At 40.1% G+C, this 16,512-nt stretch carries 18 protein-coding genes; 15 read left to right on the top strand and 3 right to left on the bottom strand.

Annotation, left to right across the window (positions count from 1 at the left end):
• Nucleotides 1–36: 36 nt before the first annotated feature.
• From L6410_RS08140 to L6410_RS08130, 3 genes are all read left to right on the top strand, one after another.
• Nucleotides 37–729, top strand: coding sequence for a phosphoglycerate mutase (locus tag L6410_RS08140; RefSeq protein ID WP_237395289.1), 693 nt, complete (start codon nucleotides 37–39; stop codon nucleotides 727–729).
• 106 nt (nucleotides 730–835) lie between these two features.
• Nucleotides 836–1,219, top strand: coding sequence for a lactoylglutathione lyase (gene gloA, locus L6410_RS08135; protein ID WP_024382852.1), 384 nt, complete (start codon nucleotides 836–838; stop codon nucleotides 1,217–1,219).
• Nucleotides 1,220–1,367: 148 nt separating this feature from the next.
• Nucleotides 1,368–2,771, top strand: coding sequence for a polysaccharide deacetylase family protein (locus L6410_RS08130; protein ID WP_237395288.1), 1,404 nt, complete (start codon nucleotides 1,368–1,370; stop codon nucleotides 2,769–2,771).
• A 330-nt stretch (nucleotides 2,772–3,101) separates the two neighbouring features.
• Here the strand turns inward: L6410_RS08130 and L6410_RS08125 are convergent, their stop codons facing one another.
• A complete protein-coding gene (locus L6410_RS08125; RefSeq protein WP_237395287.1) occupies nucleotides 3,102–4,184 on the bottom strand; it encodes a DEAD/DEAH box helicase in 1,083 nt (360 codons plus the stop codon).
• The gene (locus tag L6410_RS08120; RefSeq protein WP_172041187.1) at nucleotides 4,174–5,160 is read right to left on the bottom strand and encodes a Gfo/Idh/MocA family protein; all 987 of its coding nucleotides are present in this window, start codon (nucleotides 5,158–5,160) and stop codon (nucleotides 4,174–4,176) included. Before L6410_RS08120 ends, L6410_RS08125 begins: the two co-directional genes overlap by 11 nt.
• 101 nt (nucleotides 5,161–5,261) lie before the next feature.
• On the opposite strand from L6410_RS08120, the gene udk reads away from it, so the two are divergent.
• The 6 genes from udk to L6410_RS08090 all read left to right on the top strand — a co-directional run bounded on the left by udk (nucleotide 5,262) and on the right by L6410_RS08090 (nucleotide 9,428).
• The gene (gene udk, locus L6410_RS08115; RefSeq protein WP_024392479.1) at nucleotides 5,262–5,891 is read left to right on the top strand and encodes a uridine kinase; all 630 of its coding nucleotides are present in this window, start codon (nucleotides 5,262–5,264) and stop codon (nucleotides 5,889–5,891) included.
• 1 nt (nucleotide 5,892) lies between these two features.
• The gene (locus tag L6410_RS08110; RefSeq protein WP_024392480.1) at nucleotides 5,893–6,432 is read left to right on the top strand and encodes a PadR family transcriptional regulator; all 540 of its coding nucleotides are present in this window, start codon (nucleotides 5,893–5,895) and stop codon (nucleotides 6,430–6,432) included.
• Nucleotides 6,433–6,523: 91 nt separating this feature from the next.
• Nucleotides 6,524–6,793, top strand: coding sequence for a DUF1294 domain-containing protein (locus tag L6410_RS08105; protein ID WP_024403699.1), 270 nt, complete (start codon nucleotides 6,524–6,526; stop codon nucleotides 6,791–6,793).
• A 64-nt stretch (nucleotides 6,794–6,857) separates the two neighbouring features.
• Nucleotides 6,858–7,355: a GAF domain-containing protein gene (locus L6410_RS08100; RefSeq protein ID WP_024396891.1), complete on the top strand. Its 498-nt coding sequence runs from the start codon at nucleotides 6,858–6,860 to the stop codon at nucleotides 7,353–7,355.
• Nucleotides 7,355–9,022 carry a DNA polymerase III subunit gamma/tau gene (gene dnaX, locus L6410_RS08095; RefSeq protein WP_237395286.1) on the top strand — a complete coding sequence of 556 codons (1,668 nt, stop codon included), beginning with the start codon at nucleotides 7,355–7,357 and terminating at the stop codon, nucleotides 9,020–9,022. The genes L6410_RS08100 and dnaX overlap by 1 nt, the downstream gene beginning before the upstream one ends.
• A 217-nt stretch (nucleotides 9,023–9,239) precedes the next feature.
• Complete coding sequence (locus L6410_RS08090) at nucleotides 9,240–9,428, top strand: DUF3272 family protein (RefSeq protein ID WP_024392484.1); 189 nt, start codon at nucleotides 9,240–9,242, stop codon at nucleotides 9,426–9,428.
• On the opposite strand, the gene birA is transcribed toward L6410_RS08090, so the two are convergent.
• Nucleotides 9,394–10,350, bottom strand: a complete 957-nt coding sequence (gene birA, locus L6410_RS08085; protein ID WP_172041186.1) for a bifunctional biotin--[acetyl-CoA-carboxylase] ligase/biotin operon repressor BirA — start codon at nucleotides 10,348–10,350, stop codon at nucleotides 9,394–9,396. The genes L6410_RS08090 and birA overlap by 35 nt on opposite strands.
• 65 nt (nucleotides 10,351–10,415) lie before the next feature.
• Here birA and L6410_RS08080 point away from each other — a divergent pair, with 65 nt between their 5' ends.
• From L6410_RS08080 to L6410_RS08055, 6 genes are all read left to right on the top strand, one after another.
• A complete protein-coding gene (locus L6410_RS08080) occupies nucleotides 10,416–11,450 on the top strand; it encodes a M42 family metallopeptidase (protein WP_024396888.1) in 1,035 nt (344 codons plus the stop codon).
• A 1-nt stretch (nucleotide 11,451) separates the two neighbouring features.
• The gene (locus L6410_RS08075; RefSeq protein WP_172041185.1) at nucleotides 11,452–12,189 is read left to right on the top strand and encodes a hypothetical protein; all 738 of its coding nucleotides are present in this window, start codon (nucleotides 11,452–11,454) and stop codon (nucleotides 12,187–12,189) included.
• 8 nt (nucleotides 12,190–12,197) lie between these two features.
• On the top strand, nucleotides 12,198–12,665 hold the full coding sequence (locus L6410_RS08070) for a deoxycytidylate deaminase (RefSeq protein WP_024403694.1): 468 nt from the start codon (nucleotides 12,198–12,200) through the stop codon (nucleotides 12,663–12,665).
• 524 nt (nucleotides 12,666–13,189) lie between these two features.
• Nucleotides 13,190–14,380, top strand: coding sequence for a methionine adenosyltransferase (metK, locus tag L6410_RS08065; protein WP_237395285.1), 1,191 nt, complete (start codon nucleotides 13,190–13,192; stop codon nucleotides 14,378–14,380).
• Nucleotides 14,381–14,411: 31 nt separating this feature from the next.
• Nucleotides 14,412–15,023, top strand: coding sequence for an NAD(P)H-dependent oxidoreductase (locus L6410_RS08060; protein ID WP_237395284.1), 612 nt, complete (start codon nucleotides 14,412–14,414; stop codon nucleotides 15,021–15,023).
• Between the two features lie 188 nt (nucleotides 15,024–15,211).
• Nucleotides 15,212–16,471 carry a UDP-N-acetylglucosamine 1-carboxyvinyltransferase gene (locus tag L6410_RS08055; protein WP_105126176.1) on the top strand — a complete coding sequence of 420 codons (1,260 nt, stop codon included), beginning with the start codon at nucleotides 15,212–15,214 and terminating at the stop codon, nucleotides 16,469–16,471.
• Nucleotides 16,472–16,512: the final 41 nt, after the last annotated feature.

The following is a 16,512-nucleotide window of genomic DNA, read 5'->3' as shown; positions in this document are numbered from 1 at the left end:
GAGGGAAACCTCAAAATTTAAAGGAGAATCCATATAATGGTAAAATTGGTTTTTGCTCGCCATGGTGAGTCTGAATGGAACAAAGCTAACCTTTTCACTGGTTGGGCTGATGTTGATTTGTCTGAAAAAGGTAGACAACAAGCAATTGATGCTGGTAAATTAATCAAAGAAGCAGGTATCGAATTTGACCTTGCTTATACATCTGTTTTGAAACGTGCTATCAAGACTACAAACTTGGCTCTTGAAGCTGCAGATCAATTATGGGTACCAGTTGAAAAAACTTGGCGTTTGAACGAACGTCACTACGGTGGTTTGACTGGCTTGAACAAAGCTGAAGCAGCTGCTGAATTTGGTGATGAGCAAGTGCACATCTGGCGTCGTTCTTATGATACTTTACCACCAGAAATGGCTAAAGATCATGAGCATTCAGCACACACTGACCGTCGCTATGCACATCTTGATGACTCAGTTATTCCAGATGCAGAAAACTTGAAAGTTACGCTTGAGCGTGCCCTTCCATTCTGGGAAGATAAAATTGCTCCAGCATTGAAAGACGGTAAAAATGTGTTCGTAGGTGCACATGGTAACTCAATCCGTGCCCTTGTAAAACACATCAAACAATTGTCTGATGATGAAATCATGGATGTGGAAATTCCAAACTTCCCACCACTTGTATTCGAATTGGATGAAAACTTGAACATTGTGAAAGAGTACTACTTGGAAGCATAATTCATCTAAAGCCTGAGTTCGCTCAGGTTTTTTTTAGTTTTGAATATCGGATTTTTCATAGAGAGTATGGTATACTGGTGGTATTAGATGGTAGGAGGAATTTATTATGGCAAGTAAAAAAATGCTACATGCATGTTTGCGTGTTGAGGACTTAGAAGCATCTCAAAAATTTTATGAAGAAGCATTTGGATTTAAGGAAACCCGTCGCAAGGACTATCCAGAGCATAAGTTTACCTTGGTTTACTTAGCACTTGAAGGGGATGACTTTGAGATTGAATTGACCTACAATTATGATCATGGTCCCTATATCGTAGGGGATGGCTTCTCACATCTAGCTCTTTCTTCAGATGATTTAGAAGGTGATAATGCTAAACATAAGGAGCTGGGCTATCCAACGACAGACATCAAGGGCTTGCCAGGAAGTCCAGGTCGTTATTATTTTGTAACAGATCCAGATGGATACCGAGTAGAGGTTATTCGAGCGGATTAATCAAGAAATACCTAAAGAATCAGCACCGATTGTTAACATTTTGATGAGAAAGGGGCTGATTTTTTTTGCTTTGATTGGGGTTACAAGTTGACAATAAACAAATTATATTATAGTATAGATTTAGGTGTATATGAAAGAGGAATCTCGTATGAAGAAAATATTACTGATACTAATCAATCTACTGTTGGTTGGTATGATTTGTTTTTTTAGTCTAATGATTTACCATCGTGTTCAAGAAAATCAAATAACTCAGTTCATCGAAAGTCAAGAACGTGTCTTTTTAAATAGTGGGCAATCAAACTTAAGAACAGGAAATGTGGGCTCCACTCATGTTGTTGCTTCCATTCCAACTGATGATGCTGGCAAGAAAATTGGTTTAGTTGAGAATAGAATGGTAGAATATGTTCATCAAAAATTAGGGGAAGCCAAGCCTACGGGCAATATTAATCGAATATTTTTGGTCAGTAGCCGGCTTGGGAAAACTAACTTTAGAAAGGTTCGGGCTCTGGTAATCAAAAGCGAGGAATATCATCTTTCGACACTTGAAATTGAGAAGGATGGCGAAGAATCCATCGGTGAGCTCTTGCTTACTGAAGATCAGCAACTCTTCACGTTGAAACGCTTTTTTACAGATTCTGAAGCCGCGCGAGAGATTTTATCCAATAAATTAAAAGAAAAGCTAGATCAAAGCTCTTTGTCAGACAGCGAAAAAACACAACTACTAAACTTGATTGGTGATATTGATTTGGACCGTTTGCCATTCTCATATGAAGATAGCCAACTAAAGGTAAAAATCATACAAGGTAGTCAAGAAACCACGCTTTCAATTCCCATATCGGAGTTATACCCTGTTCTAAACAGTGACTATCTATCTGAAGCAGATGTGGCTGGTTATAAAGAATATTTGCAAGAGTTAGAAGAATTAGAACGAAGAAAGACTGCAAGAAACATTTCTCTAACATTTGATGATGGTCCGAATCCGTCCACGACACCAATTGTATTGGATTTGTTGAAGAAATACAATGCGAAGGCCACCTTCTTTGTTATCGGGCAAAATATTGAAGGAAATGAGTGGATTTTACAACGGATGAAAGCTGAAGGACACGAGATTGCAAACCATACATGGAGTCATCCAAATTTAACCAAACTTTCTCCGGATGCCATTCGTCAAGAGATTGAAAAAACGCAAGTTGCCATAGAAAAAGCAGTTGGTCAGCGATCACGTCTGGTACGTCCTCCATATGGTGCAGTAAATAAGCAAGTCGCAAACGCTATGAATCTTCCATCCATCTGTTGGAATGTAGATACACTAGACTGGTCTTCACACAATCCGCAGGCGATTTTAAATCAAGTCAAGTCAAATGCTTGTCCTGGTTGCTTTATTTTGATGCATGATATTCATAAGGAAACTGTTAAGAGCTTGGATTCGGTATTGCAATTTTTAACTTCTCAAGGATACAGTATGGTTACCGTTTCAGAAAGTTTAGGTACGAATCTAAATACACAGTTTGTTTATTATAATCAACAATCGGCAACTATGCCAACGCAATAATAACTAAACAAAAGAACAGAAGCTTGATTGAACTTCTGTTCTTTTTTGGAATTTTATCAGTTTGGGTAAGAGTAACGGTGAGATGGAAATGGGAAAGAACCCGACTAGGTTAATAAGAGTTCCCCTCACTTCCAAGTATGTAGGTTCGGGCTTCTATGGTCACCTTCTAATTTTACGGTGACCAGCTGAAACAGTTTCCCAAACGGTTTCACTCCACTGGACTGTTTAGACACAAACTTCATTTGCTTTATTTCCTATGGTTTTCATTGTGTATTACTTTGATGGTTATCCAGTTGATAAATAGCGTCGCACTAATAGAAAGTGAAAAGATTATACTTTATATAGCTCTTGATTTTTTAAGATAACTTCTTGGACAGTAGCATATTTTTTTAGTTGTTTGAGTTCATTTGGATTTGAAACAAGGGTAATAACCACTCCATCCTTACCCATTCGACCAGTTCGACCAGCCCGATGTGTATAGGCTTCTTGGTCAAAAGGAACCTCAAAATTGAGGACGCATTCTAAATTATCGATATCAATCCCACGAGCTACTAAATCTGTGGCTAGTAAGAGCTGGATCTGGTGGTCTTTAAATCGATCAATAATGACCTTTCTAAACTTGACATTGACATCAGAAGCGAGAGAAATTGCATTGGCTCCGTTGTAGTTTAGTCGTTCTTCAGTTGCACCAAGATCAGATAAGCTATTAAAGAAGACCAATGCTCGAAAATCTGGCACATTTGCAAATTTTCTCAACAAGTTTTGTCGATCACGTTTTTCAACCATCAGATAGTAGTGCTGAATATTGTCTAATTTTTGCTCCGATAAATCGATTGTTTCAACAGTAGGTGAAATCTTTTGCCGATCAAATTTAGCAGTTGCACTCATATAGATCAATTGATGATTGCGAGGAACATAGTTGATAATTTTTTCTACAAAATGATATTGAGAATCAGAGAATAGCTGATCAAATTCATCTAAGATGATGGTATTGATATTCATCATCTTTATTTTTTTTAATTTAATCAATTCAAACACGCGACCAGGTGTACCAATTAAGATCTCTGGTCCTTTTTTTAATCGTTCAATTTGTCGTTTTTGACTGGATCCTGATAAGAATAACTGTGCTTGTAATCCGATTGCTTCGGACCAGCCTTTACACACTTCAAAAATCTGCCCAGCTAATTCTGTATTTGGAGCCAGAATCAATAATTGTTGGGATTTCTTTGGGGTAAGAGCAAGTAGGCTTGGCCAGAGGTAGGCTAGGGTCTTTCCTGTTCCAGTTGGACTGATTGCAAGTAAGTCTTTTCCTGTAAAAATCGGCTCAAATGCTTGTTGTTGAATATCAGTCAAGCTATCAAAGCCAGCTTTTTCCAGCATTTCTTGCCAAACAGAAGGGAAATTAGTTTTCATGAGTATCCGCCTTAAATGTAATTCCTGCGTCTTGACGCATCAGATAGAGGGTCCGGTGAACATCTGAAGCAACATCTAACCACTGCTCTGCCAATGGGTGATTTGCCTCTTCGATGACTTGTGCAAAATGTATGGCTTCTTCAATCATGGATTGGTCCTTTGAAGCAAGGGGGAGTTGGTATTGCTCCCCATTATTTTTTGTAAAAATAGCAGAGCTGATATGCTGACAAGCGTTTAAGGTCAAAGTACCCTCGCTAGTATAGATTTCGCTAGGTAGATGACTGGTCATATTTTTTCCTGCTTGAATACCCACAGTAAAGTTTTCATAGATTAGTTGCCCAACCCCATTTAAATCAACACTAGATGGTAATTGTTGGGCTACGTAACGAGCTGTATGTGGGGCACCGATAAGACCGATAGCGGCATAAACAGCATAGACGCCAAGATCCATGAGTGCGCCACCTGAAAAATCAGCTGAAAAGATATTCGGAGTATTTCCAGCTAGCAATTCAGGCATTTTTGAAGAATATTTGGCATAAGAAAAATGCCCACCGATAATGGATTTATCTGCCAAGAATTGTCGAATCGTCTGAAAGGATTCTTCTTGAAAGTTTCGAGCTGCTTCAAACAAGAATAGCCCTTTTTCAGAGGCAATTTGGCGTAAATCTTCAAATTCTGCTGGAGTTGATACCATTGGCTTTTCAACGATAGCGTGTTTCCCAGCCAAGAGTACGGCCTTTGCCTGCTGGTAATGCAAGGAATTTGGGCTAGCAATGTAAACAAGGTCAATTTCAGAAGATAAAAATGATGAAAAATCAGTAAACAAGTCTACCTTTTCATATGGTTTTGCAAAGGATTCAGCTGTATCATAGTTTCGAGAAAAAACAGCTCTAAATTGATATTTATTCGTTTGAAGAGCTGCTTTGATAAACTGGTGAGTGATAGGAGAAGTGCCAATTATGCCAAAATCTATCATAAAGTCTCATTTCTATTGTGTTATTTTTTCCATTATAGCATGTTTCGTGATAAAATAGTAATGAAAAAAAGGTGTCAAACTTGAGATAGAAGGAGATGATAATGACTCAAAAACCAATAATAATTGGCGTTACCGGAGGTTCAGGTGGAGGTAAAACAAGTGTCTCTCGTGCTATTTTAGATAACTTTCCAAATGCACGGATTTCAATGATTGAGCATGACTCTTACTATAAAAATCAGTCCCACTTAACCTTTGAAGAACGGATATTGACCAATTATGACCATCCACTAGCCTTTGATACAGACTTGATGATCTATCATTTGAGTGAATTACTGGCTGGGCGTTCAGTGGATATTCCGATATATGATTATACTCAGCATACACGGTCAGAAAGGACTTATCGTCAAGAACCTCAGGATGTATTTATTGTAGAGGGAATTTTAGTACTGGAAGACAAACGTCTTCGGGATTTAATGGACATCAAAGTATTTGTGGATACTGATGATGACATTCGTATTATCCGCCGTATCAAACGTGATATGGAGGAGCGTGGCCGTAGCTTAGATAGTATCATAGAGCAATATACATCTGTTGTAAAACCGATGTACCACCAGTTTATTGAGCCGACTAAGCGCTATGCGGATATCGTGATACCAGAGGGTGTTTCAAATGTAGTTGCCATTGACTTAATCAATACAAAGGTGGAGAGTATTTTAAGAGAGCGTGGTTAGAATGCCGAAAGACAGAATTTTACCCCATATCATTTTAGGAATAGTAGCAACTTGCAACCGTAGGGTCACTGGAAAAGAGATTACTGACTTTGTTCAACGAGATTTAGGAGAATTTTGGCAAGTAGCTCACAGTCAAGTATACCCTGAACTTAAACGGATGACTCAAGATGGTTGGATAACTTGCCATGCAGTTCCAGGAAACGAAAAAGAAAAGCAGTATGAATTGACTGCAATAGGACGAGAAGTTTTGGAACAATGGCTTGCCATTCCAAATGAATCTACACCTCACCAAAAAGATATCTTTTCTTTAAAAATGTATTTTATTGAAGATCGCTCAGATCCTAGAGTTTCCGAATTATTAACCTATCAGATTCAGGTTATTGAAAAGCATTTGCGTCATCTTGAAAAACGTAAAGAGGAACTTTTTTCGGGAACTGATGGTGAATGTGTTCCTTATGGGCAATATTTAATTCTGTCACGGGCCATTGAACGCAATCAATCACAGCTACAATGGCTACAAAACACGATTCAAAATTTATAAAAAGCGATTCATTTTTTGAGTCGTTTTTTTCTTGCTCTTCGATTTTAAATGTGATAAAGTTAGGAATAAATGTTACTGATATGGAGGGATTATGTCTGTAAAGCAGGGATTTGCATTGTTCTTAATGATTTGGAACCTGGTCGTTTTTTTGGTCTATGGACTTGACAAGGGAAAAGCTAGAAAGGGTTCTTACCGAATTTCAGAAAAGACCTTGTTGTTGATGACCTATGTTGGTGGTGGTCTAGGTGCTTGGGCTGGCGGTACACATTTTCGTCATAAAACTCAGAAAAAGTATTTTCAACTAGCTTGGGCCGTAGGTGTCTTGATTGACGCCTTGTTGATATACTGGATGTGGAAATAGGCGAAAGCCTTTTTCTTTATTGCTCGAACTATAAAAGTTCCTCTATCTATGCTATAATGATGTTATGACAAAACAAGAAAAAATTTCAAACTATCAATTATTGTTGGCCCAATTGGAGGCTCTTTTAGAGGGAGAAACCAATGCTTTAGCCAATTTATCAAATGCTTCTGCCTTACTTAATCAAGCTCTACCAAACTCTGTCTTTACAGGATTTTACTTGTATGATGGTAGTGAATTGATTTTGGGGCCTTTTCAGGGTGGCGTTTCCTGTGTTCATATTGCACTTGGAAAAGGAGTCTGCGGTGAGTCAGCTTCTAAGCGCCAGACGATTATCGTAGAGGATGTTCGTTTGCATGACAATTATATTTCCTGCGATGCGACAGCTCTTTCGGAAATTGTGGTGCCAATGGTGAAAAACGACCAATTATTGGGCGTTTTGGACTTGGATTCTAGGTTGGCCGCTGATTACGATACCATTGACCAGGAATACCTTGAGCAGTTCGTCGCGCTCTTAGTGGAGAAGACGGACTGGAATTTTGCTATGTTTGGAGAAAAACGCTAATGTACCAAGCTTTATATAGGAAGTACCGAAGCCAGACCTTTGGGGAGATGGTGGGGCAGGAGGTGGTTGCAACCACGCTCAAGCAAGCTATTGAGCAGGGGAAAATTAGCCATGCCTATCTCTTTTCTGGTCCTCGTGGAACGGGTAAGACATCGGCTGCGAAAATTTTTGCCAAGGCTATGAATTGCCCCAATCAGGTTGATGGTGAACCTTGTAACGACTGTTATATTTGTCAAGCGATTACGGAAGGTAGTTTGGAAGATGTCATTGAGATTGATGCGGCTTCCAATAATGGTGTAGATGAGATTCGTGATATTCGTGATAAATCGACCTATGCGCCTAGTCTTGCAACCTATAAGGTTTATATCATCGACGAGGTTCATATGTTGTCTACAGGGGCCTTCAATGCACTATTGAAAACCCTAGAAGAACCGACGGAGAATGTGGTCTTTATTCTAGCAACGACGGAATTGCACAAGATTCCTGCTACTATTCTGTCAAGGGTGCAGCGATTTGAATTTAAGTCCATCAAGGTGACGGATATTCAAGAGCATTTGGCAAAAATATTGACCAAGGAAGGCCTCGCCTTTGATGAGCAAGCATTGACCATCATTGCACGTCGGGCAGAAGGTGGGATGCGGGATGCCTTGTCCATATTGGACCAGGCTTTGAGTCTTAGTCAGCATCAGCAGGTAACAGTGGAGATTGCGGAGGAAATTACAGGTTCCATCAGCTTACGTGCCTTGGATGAATATGTAGCTAGTCTCCGTCAGGCAGATAGCGTCTCAGCACTTGGACATCTACAAACCTTGTTTGATCAAGGAAAGAGTATGAGTCGTTTTGCCACAGACCTCTTGCATTATTTGAGGGATCTACTCATTGTGCAGACGGGTGGTGAAAATACCCATTTGACCGCTGGTTTTACGGAAAATCTAGCTCTGGCTCAGGATCGTATTTTTACGATGATTGAGATGGTGACAAAAGGTTTGTCAGATATTAAGTCTAGTCCACAACCGAAAATTTATGCGGAGATGATGACCATTCGTCTGGCAGAAGAAGGATCGTCTTCTGGGGCAATGGCAGAGCTGCCAGCTGATTTGGTCAGCCAACTTACTCATCTCCAAGAACAAGTTGCGGATTTGCAGAAACAACTAGGTCAATTATCTAGTCAATCAAGTGCTGTTAAGCCAGTTTCACGCAAGCCACAGGCTCCGAAGAAGTACCGATTGGATACCAGCAAGGTTCATGCTATTTTACAAGAGGCTATGGAAAATCCAGCCTTGGCGCGTGAAAATTTGACGCGTTTACAAAATGCATGGGGGGAAATCATCGAGAGCTTATCTGGAGCAGATCAGGCTTTGCTAGTCGGTTCACAACCTGTAGCTGCCAATGAAAACCATGCCATATTAGCTTTTGATTCCCCGCTGAATGCTGAACAGACCATGAAGCGTGACAATCTCAATACCATGTTTGGAAATATTCTCAGCAAGGCAGCTGGTTTTTCACCACAGATTTTAGCCATTGCTCAAGAGGATTGGATTAGCATTCGAGCAGAATTTTCGGCTAAGGCAAAAGGGCAAAAAACACAAGAAATCGAAACAGAAAACAGCCCAGTTCCAGAAGAATTTGGATTTCTGGCCGACGCAGTTGAAATTCGAAATGATTGAGCGCTTGGTTTGACCACTTCTACAGCAATATCGGTCTCTGGACGGATGCGCAATCTGTTTGGATGATTTATACTATGATTAATCCTAAATATTTTTCATAATCTCCTTACAAAAGCACCAGACATTCTGGTGTTTTTGTTTTTGCAGAGCCATAATTTTACATAGAAAGCATATAAAAAATCAGCCGAAGGACTGATTTTTTGGTATAATCTATCTTATGAAACTTTCTCAATTTCTTTTTTTAGCCATTACGACAATATTAGCAGTATACTTTATGAATGCCTCTATTTTGACAGGCGATTATTTAATAGCTGGAATTTATGCTTATATTGGCTATCGAAACCTCCATTTTGCTTATAAAGTAACGAAATTTATTCAACTGGTTGAGAAGCAGTCCAGGAAGTAAGACTGATTTCCCCGCTGGAGATTGTCTTTGCTTTTCCATTCTCTAGTTGAATCACTAAATTTCCTGTATCGGTAACGGCGATTGCTCTACCTTTAAATTCAATTTGATTTTCTACAAAGCTCACTTGTTGACCGACAACAAGTGATTTTTCTTTGTAAAGTGTGATTAATTCATGTTCATCTGTTTCAAGAAAAGCTTTCCAGATGGCTATGATGAGTTGATTGCGGGTAAAGGGTGGTTGTTCCTCAAAAAGGTTACCTGCAGTATGGTGTAGTTCTTTTGGGAAATCGTCAATATGAACATTAATGCCGACACCGATAATGACGTCAGTTACTGTTTGACTTTCCATCGAAGAGATTGCTTCGGTTAATATTCCAGCCACTTTTTTGCGTCCAAGATAGATGTCGTTGACCCATTTGATTTGAACATCCAAGTCGCAGAGGGACTGGATGGCTTTTACAACAGCAGCCGCAGCTAATATAGTGTAGGGTTTGAAGGCAAGAAATGGGACATTGGGCGATAGACGAAGTGACATATAAATACCACCAGATTTTGAGGCGTAAAATGGTCGACCGAATCGTCCTTTGGCTTTGTTTTGGTGTGGTGCAAGGTAGAGGGCTGGGCTACTATGTCCTAGTTCAATCCCTTGCTTGGCATCCAGTTGGGTGGAGTCACTGCTTCTACTGAGATGGACTGGTAGGTTAAGTTCCTGTGCAATCAATTCAGGTAAGAGTAAGTCACCTTCAGCCAGTTTATAGCCACGGTTTCGGGCTGCTTCAATGGTTAAACCGAGGGTTTCTAATTGGCGAATAGCCTTCCATATGGATGTTCGTGAAATGCCTAGCTCCTGAGCCATGTCTTCACCGCTGATGTAGTCCTCTTTTTCTTTCAAAAGAAGATAGATTTTTTGATAGGTTTTCATAACTTCATTATAGCAAAAAAATCGCTTAAAACGTGATATAATAGATTACAAATAAGGAGGTTTTCATGAAGACACTTGATTACATCGTGACATTGACTCAAACTCCGTCACCAACTGGCTATACGACGGATATTATGAACTACATCAAATCAGAGGTTGAAGGTTTCGGTTATGAGGCGACTAAAACACCAAAAGGTGGTGTTTTGGTAACGGTACAGGGGAAAAATGATGAGGAGCACCGTATTTTGACAGCTCACCTGGATACATTGGGTGCTATGGTTCGGGCAATCAAACCGGATGGTCGTCTAAAAATGGATTTGGTGGGTGGTTTTGGTTATCCTTCCATTGAAGGTGAAAACTGCTTGATACATTGTGCTAAAAATGGTAAGACCTTCACAGGTACCATCCTTATGCATCAAACGTCTGTCCATGTCTATCGTGATGCTAGTACAGCAGAGCGCAACCAGACCAATATGGAAATACGGTTGGACGAAAAAGTGACCACTGCTGATGAAGTGCGTGCCTTGGGGATTGAAGTTGGTGATTTTATTTCCTTCGATCCAAGAACAATTGTGACAGAAACTGGTTTTATTAAGAGCCGCCATTTGGATGATAAGGTTTCTGCAGCTATTTTGATTCATTTGTTGAAGGTTTATAAAGAAGATGGGATTGTTTTACCTTATACCACTCATTTTTATTTTTCAAATAACGAAGAGATTGGTTATGGTGCTAATTCAAGTTTACCAGATCGGGTTGTGGAGTATCTGGCTGTGGATATGGGAGCGATGGGTGATGACCAGCAGACGGACGAGTACACGGTTTCGATTTGTGTAAAAGATGCTTCAGGTCCTTATCACTATGAACTTCGTCAGCATTTAGTTTCTCTTGCTGAGAGAGAGGCAATTCCATATAAGCTGGATATCTATCCTTACTATGGTTCGGATGCATCGGCTGCTATGCGTGCGGGTGCAGATGTTAAGCATGCCTTACTGGGAGCAGGCATTGAGTCTAGTCACTCTTATGAACGAACTCATTTGGATTCAGTTGATGCGACTGAGCGGATGGTGGATGCTTATTTGAAATCGTCAATGGTAGACTAATATGAATGAAACCCGTTTTTTAGAGTTATTTAATGACCTGGATAAGGTTTTAAGGAAGGTCTGTGGTGTAGCAGATGGAGACTATGCGGACGTTGGTTCGATGTTAACAAAAGCTAAAGAACTAAGCCTCCATAATCCCATTGAGGCAAACTGGGACAAACTGTATGTTGCCCGTCAGTTACGGAATTTAATGGTTCATGAAAAACGAACAGGACTGAAAGAGGTGGCTCAGCCGTCACAAGAATTGATTGATGTGTTGGAAAAAGTTATTTCCCAATACCAAGAGCCAGTTACCATTGCTCGTTATCTACAAAGGACACAAAAAATCAAACCAATTGTTTTTGATGGTCAGGATAAATTAATAAAGGCTTTAGAAATTGTAGATCGTCAGCATTTTTCTAAGTTTCCGATTTTTTCGGGAAGAGCCTATCAAGGTTTGGTTTCTGACAAGGGCCTGACCAATTGGTTAGCCAAAGCCAGTAAAGAGGCTGGTTCTATTCGTGAGAAATTGGTGGAAGCTAGTTTAGCAGATGTTCTTGTTTTTGAAGAAGATAGCATTCAGGTTATCGTTCTCCCTTCCTCAGAAACACTTTATCGAGTGATTAATTATTTTGAGGGCCGTAAGCGTACGACCATTCTTGTGAGTCGTCAAAAGAGTGGGAAAATAGATTCTCCTGAGGATGTCATTGGTATCATTACAGCCCAAGATTTAGCTGAAATTTATGGAATGGTGGATTAGGAGGTCTTATGTCAACAAATCGTTTAGCTTGGGATGAGTATTTTGCGGCACAAGCACTTTTGATTGCAAATCGGGCGACCTGTAAGAGAGCCAAGGTCGGTGCAGTTTTGGTTAAGGACAATAAGGTTATCGCAACAGGCTATAATGGGTCTGTTTCAGGAACTGAACATTGTTTGGATCAGGAATGTCTCATGATTGATGGTCATTGTGCTAGGACCTTGCATGCGGAAGTTAATGCTATTTTACAAGGAGCGGAGCGGGGGATTCCAAAAGGTTTTACTGCCTATGTGACTCATTTTCCATGTCTCAACTGTTCCAAACAATTGCTTCAAGTAGGTTGCAAGCGGGTGGTCTACATTAATGAATACCGTATGGATGACTATGCGCGGTATTTATATAATGAAAAAGGGTGTGAGCTTGTTCATCTACCGTTAGAGGTGGTGAAACAGGCGATTGCTGATGCAGAGTTTATTTAGACTTTATGGTGGTTGTTTGTACAATCACCTCTTTATTTTTTAGAAAATGCTAGGATAGATACTGAATATATGCTATACTAGAAACGTTATTAAGTTCCGAAAAGGTAGTTATCAGACTAGTTAATTTTCGTATATATACTTGTAAGTTATTGCTTTCTCGTTATGTATCTGGAAATTTTCCTTTGCTCAAGACAAAAGTCTTTCGCAAAGAACTAGTCGGAGACTAGTTATTACTTGCTATTTTAAAAAAGGAGGAAGTTATCAGAGTATGGTAACTTCTTTTTTATTTTTCAATAAAGAACTGCACATACTGGAAGAACTATGATATACTAGAAACGTTATTAAGTCCCGAAAAGGTAGTTATCAGACTAGTTAATTTTCGCAGACATAATTGGAAATTATTGCTTTCTCGTTATGTATCTGGAAATTTTCCTTTGCTCAAGACAAAAGTCTTTCGCAAAGAACTAGTCGGAGACTAGTTCTTTGTAACCTTGATAACAATTTATTTTAAGGGGGACATTTTTATGTCAGAACGTAAATTGTTTACGTCTGAATCTGTTTCGGAGGGTCATCCGGATAAGATTGCAGACCAGATTTCAGATGCGATTTTGGATGCTATTTTAGCACAAGATCCTGAGGCGCACGTGGCGGCTGAGACGGCTGTTTACACTGGTAGTGTTCATGTGTTTGGAGAAATTTCTACCACTGCCTATGTAGATATTAATCGTGTAGTACGTGATACGATTGCGGAGATTGGCTACACCAAAGGGGAATACGGTTTCGCTGCAGAATCAGTAGGAGTTCATCCTTCACTTGTAGAGCAGTCTCCAGATATTGCGCAAGGTGTTAATGAAGCCTTGGAGGCTCGTCAAGATGCTAGTCTAGATCCATTAGATTTAATTGGTGCAGGTGACCAGGGGCTCATGTTTGGTTTTGCGGTTGATGAAACTCCTGAACTTATGCCATTGCCAATTTCACTTAGTCACAAATTGGTGCGTCGTTTGGCCGAGTTGAGAAAATCTGGTGAAATTGCTTATCTCCGTCCAGATGCTAAGTCACAGGTAACAGTTGAATACGATGAAGACAATCAACCTGTTCGTGTGGATACAGTCGTTATTTCGACCCAGCATGATCCAGAAGTTAGCCAGGAGCAAATTCGTCAGGATGTCATTGAACGTGTGATCAAGGAAATCATTCCAGCTCAATATTTGGATGACCAAACACAATACTTTATCAATCCAACCGGTCGCTTTGTTATTGGTGGACCTCAAGGTGACTCTGGTCTGACAGGTCGTAAGATTATCGTTGATACCTATGGTGGTTACTCTCGCCACGGAGGTGGCGCCTTCTCTGGTAAGGATGCGACCAAAGTGGACCGTTCTGCATCTTATGCAGCGCGTTACATCGCTAAAAATATCGTAGCAGCTGGTTTGGCTAAAAAGGCTGAGGTTCAATTGGCCTACGCTATCGGTGTTGCTCACCCAGTTTCAGTTCGCATCGATACATTTGGTACTGGTACAGTAGCTGAGAGTAAATTAGAAGCAGCTGTTCGTCAGATTTTCGACTTGCGCCCAGCTGGTATTATTCAAATGCTTGACCTAAAACGTCCAATTTATAAACAAACTGCAGCCTATGGTCACATGGGACGTACGGATATTGATGTTCCATGGGAGAAATTGGATAAGGTAGAAGAGTTGAAAGCAGCTGTTTTGTAGGTACATATTTATTGTTTGAATAAGGAAATTTATGAAAGCATTACTTGTTTTTGCACATCCGAGAAAAGAAAGTTTTACCCACGCCCTCGTTCATAGAGTAACAGAGGCTTTGTTAGCAAATGGAGCAGAAGTAATTGTCCGAGATTTGTATGAATTGGGTTTTAATCCAGTTCTTCGAGGAGAAGATACTATTCACATTGAAAATGGAAAATTTGTACGAGAAGCAACTAGTTTTCCGCCAGATGCCCAAACAGAAATGGATCTGATCGCAGAGAGTGATTTGCTTGTTTATATTTTTCCAAGTTGGTGGAATGGTATGCCTGCGATAATGAAGGGTTATGTAGACCGTGTATTTCAGCACGGATTTGCTTATAGTTTTGAATCCGATGAGCCTCGCAAGCTCTTCTCAACAAAGAAAGCTATTTTCTTTACTCCTACAGGGCAACCACAAAATGCAGATGGAAGTCTGACACCGATAGATCAGGCAATGAAATTTCTAACTTCAGATTGGCTCTTCAACAGTAATGATGCACAAGTCATTGATCATGTTTTTTATGGTCGAGTACCTTATTTGACGAGTGAGGAATTAGAGAACTATCTGCTTGATGCTGAATTTAGGATTCAACAACTTTTTAATGAATGATAACAATTATCCAATAGTTGATCGGACCAGGCTCCAATGCCTGGTCCGTTTTCAAATACTGTAAAACTAGCTTTTTCACTGACTTTGTGTTAGAATGAAACGTATGCCTTTTTATACGTATTCTGATAAAAACCATCAACCTATTGATGTGTTGGGTCAAAGGGCAATCTAAGAAAGTGAATGTTAGTATGAGAAAAATTGTAATTAATGGTGGGAAGGCCTTGAAAGGGACTGTTACGGTTAGTGGTGCCAAAAATTCTGTCGTTGCCTTAATTCCTGCCATTATTCTTGCAGAGGATGTTGTCGTGTTGGATGGAGTACCTGCTATTTCGGATGTTGATAGCTTAGTTGATATCATGGAGACGATGGGGGCAACCGTCAAGCGAGATGGAGAGACTTTGGAAATTGATCCACGTGGCGTTCAAGATATGCCAATGCCATTTGGGAAAATCAATAGTCTGCGTGCATCCTATTATTTTTACGGATCTCTTTTAGGCCGTTATGGGAAAGCAGTCGTTGGTTTACCTGGTGGATGCGATCTAGGTCCACGTCCGATTGATTTGCACCTTAAAGCTTTCGCTGCTATGGGTGCTGAGACAACCTATGAAGGTGAATATATGCGCCTAGCAACCAATGGACAACGCATTCAAGGGGCTCATATATTCATGGATGTTGTCAGTGTTGGTGCGACGATTAATACGATTTTAGCTGCTGTTAAAGCGAAAGGTCGTACTGTTATTGAAAATGCAGCACGTGAACCTGAGATCATTGATGTTGCAACTCTGCTAAATAATATGGGGGCTCGTATTCGCGGGGCAGGTACAGATATTATTACAATAGATGGTGTAGATCACCTTAAAGGAACTCGCCATCAAGTTATTCCTGATCGTATCGAAGCAGGGACTTATATCGCCTTAGCTGCTGCAGTTGGTGAAGGAATTACTGTAGATAATGTTCTATACGAACACTTGGAGAGTTACATCGCTAAACTGCAAGAAATGGGTGTGCGAATGACAATCTCTGAAGACAGTATTTTTGTTGAAAAACAAGAAGCATTAAAGGCTGTGAATATCAAAACCTCCCCTTATCCAGGTTTTGCGACAGACTTGCAACAACCTATTACACCCTTACTCCTTAAAGCGACAGGTACCGGAACTATCGTGGACACAATTTATGAAAAACGTGTTGGACACGTGCAGGAATTGGCTAATCTTGGAGCAAAAATTTCAACACGTAGTAATCACATCGCCTTTGAAGGACCAAACCAATTGACAGGTACCTCAGTCAAAGCCACGGATTTACGGGCTGGTGCGGCGATGGTTATTGCTGGTCTAATGGCTCAAGGTCGAACAGAAATTACAAATATTGAGTTTATTCTGCGTGGGTACTCAAATATTATTGAAAAGTTAACGGAGCTTGGTGCAGACATTCAGTTGATTGAGGACTAGTTGATTTAGCAGAGAATTGCATCTTTAGAATGTAATGAATT

Source organism: Streptococcus parasuis, assembly GCF_021654455.1.
In the GTDB taxonomy this organism is placed as follows: Bacteria; Bacillota; Bacilli; order Lactobacillales; family Streptococcaceae; genus Streptococcus; species Streptococcus parasuis.
This window is presented reverse-complemented; position numbering and strand designations above follow the sequence as displayed.